Origin of the sequence: Streptomyces sp. Ac-502 (genome assembly GCF_045222935.1) — a bacterium.
In the GTDB taxonomy this organism is placed as follows: domain Bacteria; phylum Actinomycetota; class Actinomycetes; order Streptomycetales; family Streptomycetaceae; genus Streptomyces; species Streptomyces monomycini.
In genome coordinates this window covers 1607237-1618302 of record NZ_JBHFFO010000001.1, presented here as the reverse complement: position 1 = coordinate 1618302, position 11066 = coordinate 1607237, and the positions used below count along the sequence as shown (strand labels likewise).

General features: G+C 71.2%; 7 protein-coding genes and 4 pseudogenes. 2 read left to right on the top strand and 9 right to left on the bottom strand.

Going from position 1 to position 11066, the window contains the following annotated elements; translation table 11 throughout:
• Positions 1-6 precede the first annotated feature (6 nt).
• From ACEXOX_RS07240 to ACEXOX_RS07210, 7 genes and pseudogenes are all read right to left on the bottom strand, one after another.
• Positions 7-818: pseudogene (locus ACEXOX_RS07240) on the bottom strand (acyltransferase domain-containing protein); the annotation flags it as partial.
• A gap of 138 nt (positions 819-956) precedes the next feature.
• A pseudogene (locus ACEXOX_RS07235) lies at positions 957-2573 on the bottom strand (type I polyketide synthase); the annotation flags it as partial.
• A 62-nt stretch (positions 2574-2635) separates the two neighbouring features.
• Complete coding sequence (locus ACEXOX_RS07230) at positions 2636-3730, bottom strand: alpha/beta hydrolase (protein WP_406519604.1); 1095 nt, start codon at positions 3728-3730, stop codon at positions 2636-2638.
• Between the two features lie 142 nt (positions 3731-3872).
• A pseudogene (locus tag ACEXOX_RS07225) lies at positions 3873-4151 on the bottom strand (2-oxo acid dehydrogenase subunit E2); the annotation flags it as partial.
• Positions 4152-4552: 401 nt separating this feature from the next.
• Positions 4553-4780: an acyl carrier protein gene (locus tag ACEXOX_RS07220; protein WP_406519603.1), complete on the bottom strand. Its 228-nt coding sequence runs from the start codon at positions 4778-4780 to the stop codon at positions 4553-4555.
• Positions 4781-4805: 25 nt separating this feature from the next.
• A complete protein-coding gene (locus ACEXOX_RS07215) occupies positions 4806-6830 on the bottom strand; it encodes an HAD-IIIC family phosphatase (RefSeq protein WP_406519602.1) in 2025 nt (674 codons plus the stop codon).
• Positions 6831-6835: 5 nt separating this feature from the next.
• A complete protein-coding gene (locus tag ACEXOX_RS07210) occupies positions 6836-7867 on the bottom strand; it encodes a 3-oxoacyl-ACP synthase III family protein (RefSeq protein ID WP_406519601.1) in 1032 nt (343 codons plus the stop codon).
• 286 nt (positions 7868-8153) lie between these two features.
• On the opposite strand from ACEXOX_RS07210, the pseudogene ACEXOX_RS07205 reads away from it, so the two are divergent.
• Together ACEXOX_RS07205 and ACEXOX_RS07200 are read left to right on the top strand one after the other, a co-directional pair.
• Positions 8154-9373: pseudogene (locus tag ACEXOX_RS07205) on the top strand (cytochrome P450).
• Positions 9370-9693 (top strand): ferredoxin, encoded by a 324-nt coding sequence (locus ACEXOX_RS07200; RefSeq protein WP_406519600.1) that lies wholly within the window; start codon positions 9370-9372, stop codon positions 9691-9693. Before ACEXOX_RS07205 ends, ACEXOX_RS07200 begins: the two are co-directional and overlap by 4 nt.
• A gap of 74 nt (positions 9694-9767) precedes the next feature.
• Here ACEXOX_RS07200 and ACEXOX_RS07195 read toward each other — a convergent pair whose 3' ends face one another.
• Positions 9768-10835 carry a cytochrome P450 gene (locus ACEXOX_RS07195; protein ID WP_406519599.1) on the bottom strand — a complete coding sequence of 356 codons (1068 nt, stop codon included), beginning with the start codon at positions 10833-10835 and terminating at the stop codon, positions 9768-9770.
• On the bottom strand, positions 10832-10972 hold the full coding sequence (locus ACEXOX_RS07190; RefSeq protein WP_406519598.1) for a hypothetical protein: 141 nt from the start codon (positions 10970-10972) through the stop codon (positions 10832-10834). The genes ACEXOX_RS07195 and ACEXOX_RS07190 overlap by 4 nt, the downstream gene beginning before the upstream one ends.
• Positions 10973-11066 lie beyond the last annotated feature (94 nt).

Sequence of the window (11066 nt, the reverse complement as noted above, 5' to 3'; positions counted from 1 at the left end):
GTTCTTGCGCAGGGTGGGGGCGCTCGGAGCGTCGGGGTGGGTGTGTTGGGTGTGGGTGGTGAGGCTGGTGTCCGGGCCGATCTCCAGGTAGGCGGTGGCGCCGTGTTCGTGAAGGGCGGTGAGGGTGTCGTGGAAGCGGACGGTGTTGCGGGCGTGGTCGGCCCAGTAGTCGGGGTGGGCGAGGTCGTGGTGGGTGGCCGGCTGTCCCGTCAGGGTGGAGATGAGCGGAAGCGTTGCGGGACGGAACTCCAGGCTCTGGGTGACGGTGCGCAGGTCGTCGAGCATGGGTTGCATGTGGGGGAGTGGAAGGCGTGGCTGACGGTGAGGGGCCGGGTACGGATGCCACGCTCTTCGAGATGGCTCTGAAGCGCGGTCAGGGCGTCTTCATCGCCCGACAGAACCACCGAGTATGAGCTGTTGACGGCGGCGAGCGCGACGGCTCCCTCGGCGGCTTCCAGCAGCGGCTGGACGGTTTCCTGGTCGGCCTGTACGGCGAGCATTCCGCCGCCGCTGGGCAGCGCTTGCATCAGCCGTCCGCGCTGCACAGCCAGCCGCGCAGCGTGCGACAGGCTGAGGATGCCGGCGGCGTGGGCTGCGGCGATTTCTCCGATGGAGTGCCCGGTGACGTAATCCGGCCGGACCCCGAAGTGCTCCCAGAGCCGGAACAGCGCGGTCTGGAGCGCGAACAAAGCAGGCTGCGCGTACTCCGTACGCTTCAACGCCTCGGCATTACCCAACACCTCATGCAGCGAGCACCCCAGCCCCTCCGCCTGCAAGGCAGCGTCAACCTCATCGAACGCGGCGGCATACGCCGGGTACGCGGCGTAGAGCTGCATCCCCATCTCCGCCCGCTGGCTCCCCTGCCCCGAGAACAGGAACGCCAGCTTCCCCGGTTCACCGGCGGCGCGCTCCACCGTGCCGTCACCGAAAGCCAGTGCCTCCAGCTCGCTCATCAGCGTCTCGCGGTCGGCTCCCACCACGGCCGCGCGGTGCGGGAACTGCGTGCGCGTCCGCACCAGCGCATGACCCACCTCGGCCGGCGTGGCCTCCGGCAGCTTCGTCAGCCGCTGGTGCAGCGCACGGGCCTGTTCCCGTACCGCCGCTTCGCTGCGTCCCGAGACGACCCACGGCAGGGGCACACCCGGTATCCCTGGCGCGGGCTCCTCGTCCACCGCGTCTTCAGCGGGTGCTGCCTCTTCGAGGATGAGGTGGGCGTTGGTGCCGCTGATGCCGAAGGAGGAGACGGCGGCGCGGCGGGGCCGATCCTCCGCCACGGGCCACGGAGTGTTGTCCGTCAGCACAGACACTGCTCCCGTGCTCCAGTCCACGTGCGGACTGGGCGCAGCGACATGCAGGGTCTTGGGCAGCATGCCATGGCGCATGGCCATGACCATCTTGATGACGCCGGCGACGCCCGCCGCGGCCTGGGTGTGTCCGATGTTGGACTTCAGCGAACCCAGCCGGAGCGGCTGCTCCTCGGACCGCTCCTGGCCGTACGTGGCCAGGAGCGCCTGGGCCTCGATCGGGTCGCCGAGCCTCGTGCCCGTACCGTGTGCCTCGACCGCGTCCACATCACCCGGCTGAAGACGGGCGCTGGCCAGGGCCTGGCGGATGACGCGCTGCTGCGCGGGGCCGTTGGGCGCCGTCAGCTGACTGCTGGCGCCGTCCTGGTTGACGGCGCTGCCACGGATCACGGCGAGAACGGGGTGGCCGTTGCGCCGTGCGTCGGAAAGGCGTTCCAGCAGGACGAGTCCCGCGCCCTCGCTCCAGCCCGTGCCGTCGGCGTCGGCGGAGAAGGGCTTGCAGCGGCCGTCGGGGGACAGGCCTCGCTGGCGGCTGAACTCGATGAAGGTGTTGGGTGTGGCCATCACGGTCACACCACCGGCGAGGGCGAGGGTGCACTCGCCGTTGCGCAGTGCCTGGATCGCCAGGTGCATGGCCACCAGGGACGAGGAACAGGCCGTGTCCACCGTCACCGCCGGGCCCTCCAGGCCCAGGGTGTAGGCCACCCGGCCCGAGGCCACACTGCCCGCGCTGCCGTAGCCGAGGTAGCCCTCGAAGCTCTTCGGTACGGGCGACAGCCGTGAGGCGTAGTCGTTGTACATCACCCCGGCGAAGACGCCCGTGCGGCTTCCGCGCAACGTCTGGGGAACGATGCCGGCCCGTTCGAAGGCTTCCCAGGACGTCTCCAGCAGGAGGCGCTGCTGGGGGTCGGTGGCGAGGGCCTCACGGGGGCTGAGGCCGAAGAACTCGGGATCGAACTCGGCTGCCCCGTAGAGGAATCCGCCGTGCCGGGTGTAGCTCTTGCCCACCTGGTCGGGGTCCGGGTCGTAGAGGTCGTCCAGGTTCCACCCGCGGTCCGTGGGGAAGCCGTCGATGGCGTCGGTGCCGTCGTCGACGAGCCGCCACAGGTCCTCGGGGGACGTGACGCCGCCGGGGTAGCGACAGCTCATCGACACGATGGCGACCGGCTCGTGCCGGTCGGCCTCGGCCTCGCGCAGGCGCTGCCGGGCCACGGCGAGATTGCCTGTGGCGCGCTTGAGATATTCGCGAAGCTCTTTCTCGCTCGCCATTACGGTGTCAGCCTCTCGGGGGAGTACGGGCCCAACGGGGGAGTGGGGCAGGAGGTGGTGGGTCAGGCGGGGGTCGGGGCCGGACGGCGGCGCAGCCGGCCGGCCAGCAGCGCGTAGCGCAGGGCCGCGCGGGGCAGGAGGTGGCCGCCCTTCATGCGCAGGATCGAGTGGAAGCCCCACATCTGCATCTCCGGCAGGTGGCTCGGGGCTCCGTGCACGTCGTCGTACTCGACGATGCGCAGGTCGGGCACGGTGCGGCGGAGTCGCCCGGGATCACCGGCCGGGATGATCTCGTCCCGCGCGCTCGCCGCGTAGGCCAGCGGAACGGGCAGCGAACGCAACTCCTGGTCGCTCAGCGCCCAGTCACGCAGGTGTTCGCCGACGTCTGCGGAGGCGACGCCCGTCAGATGCGCGAGGGTGTCGACGGTGATCCGCGGCAGCTGTGCCTGCCAGGCCCGGTCGGTGAAGAAGTCGTTGACTGGGGCGCCCACCGTCATGATGCCGCGAATGCGGTCGTCCTCCAGCGCGGCGCGCACGGCCAGGTGGCCGCTGAAGCTCAACGTGATGCAGTACGTGTTCGCCACGTCCGCGGAGCCCTGTACCGCGTCCAGCAGTCGGGGCAGCAGCCGCCAACTGTCCTTGTGGTACGGCAGACCGTTCTCGCCGACACCGGGAATCTCGGTGACCAGCCCGGCGAAGCCCAGCTTGGACAGCCGGCCCAGCAGCGGTGCCCACTGCTCCTTGATGCTGACGATGCCGCCCATGAAGATCAGCAGCGGCTTGCGGCCGGTGTCGGACAGGCCGCTCGTCCAGCAGCCCACCCGGCCCTCGGGGGTGTCCACGTCGAGGCGTTCGATACCGCCCGTCTCCTTGCGCCAGCGGTCGAAGACGCTGACGCAGCGCTCCAGTGCCTCGGTACGCGCAGGGCCGTCGACGTAAGGGAAGCGGGCCATGTTGAAGTGGCGGACCGCCTCCAGGAGGTGCCCCTCTTGCTCCAGACGCTCGCCGGCCCGGCACCATTCGCCCGCCCAGGACCCCGGTGCGCCGCCCTCGTCGGTACGGATGCGGTCCAGCAGCTTGTGGAAGTGCTCCGGGGGCAGCGACTGCGAGAGGGCGTGGGCGCCCACGTACTGCTTGAGTTCGGTGACGTCGTTCATCGGCCCTCGCCAAGGGGGTTTCCAGGCGGTCCCCGGCCTGGTCGGAGGAGTTCTCGACCGGGTCTCCGGCCTCGCCCGGGAAGTGCTCCAGCCGGTCCTTGATCTCGCCGAGAATGTCGGCGGCTTCGGCCCCGTCGACGACCCGGTGGTCGAAGGCCAGGTTCAGGCGCATCACCGGGGCCACCGTCACCTCGCCGTTCCGTACCACGGGCCGGTCGAGGATGCGGCCCACGCCCAGCGTGACGGTGGTGCCGCCCACCGAGTGGAAGCCGTCGACGGCGCCGTGCCCGAGTGAACTGACCGCGAAGGTGCCCGTGCGGGTCACCCGCTTCGCCAGCGGCCGGGTCGCCCGGCGGAAGATCGTACGGCCCAGGGGCACGGGCAGCCGGTGCAGCTTGCGCAGACCGTCGAACTCCGGCATGACCTGCGGGTCGCCGTCGCGGTAGTGGTCCACCTGCCGCTGGATGTCGTCCAGGTCCGCGTGCCCGAGGTCCGGCAGGACCGCGGCCAGGACCACCCGGCGGCCGCCGAGCCGCCGGTCCATGACGAGCTTGGCGCTCGCGGTGCCGCTGGTGACGGTGCGCGGGAAGAGCCCGCCGCCGATCGCGCCGTTGGCCTGGGGGTGCGCGGCCATCACCGGGGCCGCCGCACGGAGCACATAGCTGACCACCGAGTAGCGCCGGCCGTCCGCGGCGGCGTCCGAGCGGTGGCGCCGGACCTGCCCCATGTCGACCTCGGTGTCGAGGAAGACCGGGGCGAACGCCCGGTTCTCTTCGAGGAAGTAGAGCGTGTGCCGCCGCTCGCGCGGGAAGGGAGCCGGCTTCACCCGGTCACCGCCACGTCGTACAGGCCGCGCAGCGACGACGCCTCCAGGGCGGCGGGCAGGGACAGCGAGTGTCCCGTGCTGTGCTCCAGCCGGGTGAGCAGGGCGATGAGGTGGAGCGAGTCCCAGCCCGCGACCTGGTCGAGGGGCCGGTCCACGTCGGTCATGTCGACGTCCAGGCCCAGGTCGTCGCGGATCAGGGTGACGAAGTCGTCGAGGGAGTTCACGGTTGGTGTCCTTCGGGGGTTTCGGTCAGCTGGAGGTGGTCGGGAAGCGGGGGATGCCGGCCAGGTCGTGCCGGAACGCACGGACGTTCGCTGACGCGTCCGGTTGCTCACCCGGACGCTCGCTCGTGTGCGCGTCCGGCTGCTCGTCTCCGTGCTCGTCCGGCCGCTCGCCCACGTCCTCGGCCCCGCCCGTCCGCGTGAAGCCGTTGGCCGGGTAGAAGTCCTGGACCTTCGCGTTCTTGGCGCTCTCGCGGTAGTACCCGACGACTTCACGCGCTCCGTCGGCCCGCGCCCGGCGCAGCACCGTGGTCAGCGCGGCCTGCTCGATGCCACGGGCGAACACCCGGCAGCTCAGCAGGAAGTTGTCGATGTGCACCGTGCTGCCCTCGCGGCGCAGGAAGACCGCGCCGACCAGGCCGTTGTCGCCGAACCGGTCGCCCGAGCGCACGGCCAGGACCTGAGTGTCCGGCCCCTCGGCCAGGGCCCGCACCTCGGCCGGCTGGAGCCGCCGGGTGGTCAGGTTGAACTGGTTCGTCCGCAGGGTCAGCTGGGAGACGCGGGGAACGTCGGCGTCGGCCACCGGGCCGATCTCCACCCGTACGCCGAGTTCACGCAGGTAGTCCTGGAGGGAGTCGAAGGTGTGCAGGAAGTCCTTGCGTTCGGCCTCGCTGCGGTAGAGCGCGGGGCGGGCGCGGTCCTCCGTGGTCAGCTCGCGCGTGTCGAACCAGCCGTCCCGCAGCAGCTTCCCGATGTGCCGCGCCGGCTCCTCGTCGAGCTGGACGACGGCCACCCCCGGCAGTTCCCGGCGCACCAGGCCGCACTCGTAGGCGCTGTCGTCGGCGAAGACCACGCTGTCGACGGCGAGGTTGAGGTCCGCCGCCAGCTCCGCGATGTTCTCGTGCTTGGGCCGCCAGTTCACGGCCAGGCGGACGAAGTCCTCCTCACGCAGAGCCATTTCCGTACGGTTGGCGAGAACGTCGCGGACCGGGCCGAGGTCGTTCTTGCTCACGGCGGCCAGCAGTACGCCCTGCGAGGCGAGCTGCCCGACCACCTTCTGGAACGCCGCGAACGCCGCGCCGCGCGGGCCGTCACCGACCTCGATGCCCTCGGGCCCGTCGTCACCGAGCACACCGCCCCACAGTGTCTGGTCCAGATCCACCGCCAGGCACTTCTTGGTCTGCCCGGCCGCCAGCCGGGCCAGGTGACCGGCCTCCCGGGCGTACCGGGACAGCATCCGGGGCGAGAGATGGGCCTTGGCGTAGACGCTGAGCCGGGCGTCGGTGACCTCGACGCCTTCGCCGGCGATCGGGTCCAGGTCCAGTACGACCAGTTCGGGGTGGGTCTCCGCCAGGCGCAGCAGCCGGATGTTGGCCTCCCGCCACAGCACGCCCAGCCGGGCACGGGAGCGGTGGTCGACCAGTTGGGCCACGAGGTCGCGCGGCAGGGGCAGGGTGTTGAGCACCAGGGTGCCGCTGCCCGAGCCGGCGAAGCGGGAGACGAGCCCTTCCAGCAGGGCGGTCTTCTCCGCCAGTACGGCCTCGACGTCCTCCGGGCGCCAGGGCGAGGGCAGTTCGTCCCGGACGATCATGGGGTCGAGCAGGCATAGCACCAGGTCGGGTGAGGCGGCGTGCAGCGCGCTGCCGGGGTCCGCCAGGTCGAAGACGTACGAGTCGAAGTCCGAGACGACCGTCCGCAGCACGATGCCATGCCGGGCGCCCTCCAGGGCCAGGGCCGGGACGAGGGCGGACAGCGTGCCGTGCCCGGTGATCGCGACCGTGAGCGCGGGGAGCGAGGGGTGGGCCCGCAGCACCTCGTCCGGGTCGACACGGGCCAGCAGCTGGGCGGCCCGCGCGGAGCGGTCCTCGTCCAGCTGCGCCAGCAGGGCCTTGAGGCGAGGGTACTCCGCCGCCAGGCGGCCGGAGCGGTGCAGGGCGAGCAGTTCGTCGGCAGGTGTGGTGGGTGTGGGTGCGGTGGCGGTGGTGTCGGTGGGCCCCTGGGTGCCGGTGCTGATGGGTGCGGGTTCGTCGGTGGGTACGGCTGCGGTGGACATCCCCGTCAGACCCCCTCCAGCGCGAAGCCGGACTTGATCCACTTGCTGGACTCGATGGCCACGCCGAGCGCCCGCTCGCCGGGAGCGATCCGCTCCAGTACCCGTTCGAGCTGGAAGAAGACCAGGGCGTTCGCGTTGTTGCCGGTCTCGTCGACGCAGGAGACCTCACGGGCCTGCGGCAGGCCCAGCCGCTCCACGATGCGCCGGGTCATCACGCCGGACAGCTGCGGCGGCAGGAGGTAGGTGACCTCGTCCGCACGCCAGTCGAGGTCGTCCAGCAGCTCGTGCAGCGTCTCCTCGGCCATCTCCGGCACGTACCGCTCGATGGCCTTGTAGTCCTCGGTGGCCGCCGGCCGGTCCGAGAGACGGTCCACCGGGCCGAACCACTCCAGGGTCGCCCCGGCCACCCGGTCCAGGCCGGTCAGACGGGTACGGACGGACGCCAGCTCGCAGCGGCCGGCGCCCGGCTCGTTGCTGAGCACGGCAGCGCCCGCGCCGTCCCCGAACAGGACGTAGTTCACCAGCTGCTCCGGCGGAAGCTGCGCCAGCTTCGCGTCGCAGTCGTAGAACCTGGCGAGCACGTCGGCACCGATGACCAGGGCTGTACGGTGCCGGCCGGCCTGCAGCAGCTGATGGGCTACATCCAGGGCCTGGACCGCGCCCGAACACCCGGACTGCAACTGGAAGGTGGGGACGTCGTTGATGCCGAGCCGGTCGCAGATGACGTTGACCGTGGCCGGCATGAGCTGCTCCGGGGTGGCCGTCGCCATCACGACGAGGTCCACCTCCTCGGGCCGGACACCGGCCGCGTCCAGAGCCCTGCGGCCGGCCGCCGTACCGAGACAGGACAGCGAATCGCCGATCTCACCGGTCGCGATGTCGACCGCCAAATGGCGTTGGCGGGTGCCGATGAAGGCATCCACCCACTGTTCCCACAGCGTGTCCATTCCGAAGGTGCGGGCCAGTGCCGCGTTGTCGACCGGCGGCCCGGGCAATGCCGTTCCCACCGAGAGAATTCGGATCCGTGGAGTATCCACCACCTGCTCCTTTCTACCCGGGTCATACTCCGCAACGTGGCTTCCGCCCGGCTAACGCGGCGCTTCCGCGGTCCTCGGTATTACGCGGTGCTAATGCCCGGACTACGCGATGTTGAGGGGAACGGCGACGACTCCTAACCTGCGTCCAGCCGCAGGGATGTGCGTTCCTGGTCTGCAACCAGCCGTAGGGATGTGCGTTCCTGGCCTGCGTCCGGCTGCCGGGAGACCCGTTCCCGGCCTGCGCAGGGAAACCCGTGCCCGCGCACCTGAAGACGATGGGATCACGATGGAAATCACCGCCCAGCGGGGCCTGTCCGGCGCACCGCCCTTTCCGCAGCCGAGGACGTGCCCCTATCAGCCGCCCGAGACCTACCGGCGACTCGGCGAGAAAGCGCCGCTGTCCCGGGTCACGCTCTTCGACGGCCGCGTGGTGTGGCTCGTCACCGGATATCACGAGGCGCGACAACTGCTCGCGGACGAACGGATATCCGCCGACCGGCAGCGCCCCGACTACCCGGCCCTGGCGCCGCGTTTCCAGGCCGAGGTCGCCCGGCGCCTGGTGCTCATCGGCATGGACCCGCCGGAGCACGACGAACACCGCCGGCTGCTGAACCCGGACTTCAGCCGCAGGCGGGTCGCCGAGCTGCGGCCCGTGATCCAGGACGTGGTCGACCACTACGTCGACCGGATGCTGCGCCTCGGCCCGCCCGCCGACCTGGTGCGCGACTTCGCGCTTCCGGTGCCGTCCCGGGTGATCTCCGAGGTGCTGGGGCTGCCGGGGAGGACCTGGAGTTCTTCCAGGAGGCATCCCGCCGTCTTCTGCAGGCGACCACCCGGGAGGACTCCCAGTCGGCCGGGGAAGAACTCATCGGCTACCTTGACCAGTTGGCCACCCGCCGGCGTACTGAGAGCGGCCCCGGGCTCATCGGACGGCTCGCCCGGGAGGAGGTCGCCGGCGGCACCCTCAGCCACTCCGACCTCGTACAGATCGCCCTGGTCATCCTGGTCGCCGGACACGAGACCACGGCCTCCACCATCGCGCTGGGCACCCTGACCCTGCTCGACCACCCGGAGCAACTGGCCCGGATGCAGGCCGACCCCGCCGCCGTACCGGCCGCGGTGGAGGAGGTCCTGCGCTGTGTGGCCGTCACCGACCTGGCCGGCGCGCGGGTCGCGACCGCCGACATCCAGATAGCCGGCCAGACCATCCGCGAGGGCGACGGAGTACTGCTGTCGGGGACGATGGCCAACCGCGACGACCGGGTCCACCAGGACGCGGAGGAGTTCGACATCGGCCGCACCGGCCGCCGCCACCTGTCGTTCGGGTACGGCATCCACCAGTGCCTCGGTCAGAGCCTCGCCCGCCTGGAACTGGAGATCGCCTTCTCCACCCTGTTCACCCGCATCCCGAACCTGCGCCTGGCCGTGCCCGCCGACCAGCTGGCCGCCCGCCCGCTGGGCAGCGGCACGGTGCAGGGCGTCCAGGACATGCCGGTGACGTGGTGAGCGCCGCCGGCCGTCCGGCGCAGCCGCGGGTCACCGCCGACCGGGAACTGTGCATCGGAGCCGCACAGTGCGCCTTCGCGGCGCCTGCCGTCTTCGACCAGGACGACGACGGCTACGTCGTGGTCCTGGACGGCGATCCCGGTTCCGGTGAGTGGGAGGCCGCCCAGGAGGCCGCCGACCTGTGCCCGGCACAGGCGATCCTGCTCGCGGACAGCGCGGACAGCGCGGACAGCGCGGACAGCGCGGACAGCGCGGACAGCGCGGACAGCGCGGACAGCGCGGACGGCATCGACGGCATGGTTGGCACGGACGCCGACTGAGGCGCACGCAGGACGGAGCGAGCCCCGAAGCATCGGCTTCGGGGCTCGCTCCGTCCTGCGTACCGCATCTCACCTCAGTGACCGGGCCCCCACGCGACCGGCAGCGAGGCGAGCGTGCGGATCTGCATGCCCTTCAGCCACCGCACCTCCTCCGGCGCCACCGCCAGCCGCAGGTCGGGGAAGCGGCCGAGCAGCGATCCGATCGCCACCTCCATCTCCGCCCGTGCCAGCGCGGCACCGGTGCAGTGGTGCAGGCCGTGTCCGAAGGACAGCTGCGCGTTCGCCGCCCGCCGCAGGTCGAGTACATCGGGGTCGTCGAAGGCCCGCGGGTCCTTGTTCCCGGCGGGCGTCGCGCACAGTACGCCCTCGCCGGCCCGGATGACCTGGCCCCCGATCTCCACGTCCTCCGTCGCGTACCGGGCGAAGGTCACGTGCGAGACGAGCGGGACGAAGCGCAGCAGCTCCTCCACGGCCTGCGGCAGGATCTGCGGGTTGTCCCGCAGCAGCCGCCCCTGCTCGGGCTGGGCCAGCAGCACGTAGAAGCAGGAGGCCAGCTGGGACGCCGGGGTGTCGTAGCCGCCCACGAGCAGCACGTACACCAGATCCAGCAGCTCGTCCTCGGAGTAGGAGCCGTCCTCCGCGGCCTCCAGCATGGCGCTGATCAGGTCCTCGCCCGGCTCGGCGCGGCGCCGGGCCAGCAGCTCCCGCACATAGTCGCGCAGCAGCCCCAGCTCCGCCGCGATCTCGTCGTCCGGCAGGTCCGTCCGGCCGAAGAAGGACTGCATCCACCCCTGGAAGCGGCCCTGGTCCTCGTAGGGAACTCCCAGCAGCTCACAGATGTTCCGCGCCGCGAACGGCACCGTGTACGACGCCATCAGGTCCGCGGGCGCCCCCTCGCCGGCCATCGCGTCCAGCACCTCTTCGGCGACCCGCTCCATCCGAGGGCGCAGCCGCGCGACGTTCCGGTTGGAGAAGGGCTGCGAGATCAGGCGCCGCAGCCGGCCGTGCTCCGGGGCGTCCAGGCCCATGATGCTGCCCCTGATGGGCAGCGGCGCCACCCGGGCCTCGTCCCGGTCCTGCGCGGCCGACCGGCTGAACCGCTTGTCGCCGAGCACTGTCTTGATGTCCTCGTACCGGCTCACCAGCCACGCGTCCTCCCCGAAGGGGGAGTCACCCACACCGGGCGCCCGTGTTCCAGCAGGTCCCGGTAGCTGTGGTCGATATCGAGTCCCTTGATCTCCGTGAACGTGAACGGGACGGGGGTCCGCACGGACGTCATCGAGCCTTCCTTCACCCTGGGGGAGCGCGCCCGCGCACGGCGGGTGCATTGCTCCGCCCAGGGTGACAAGGAAGGCTAACCGCAGACTTACGGG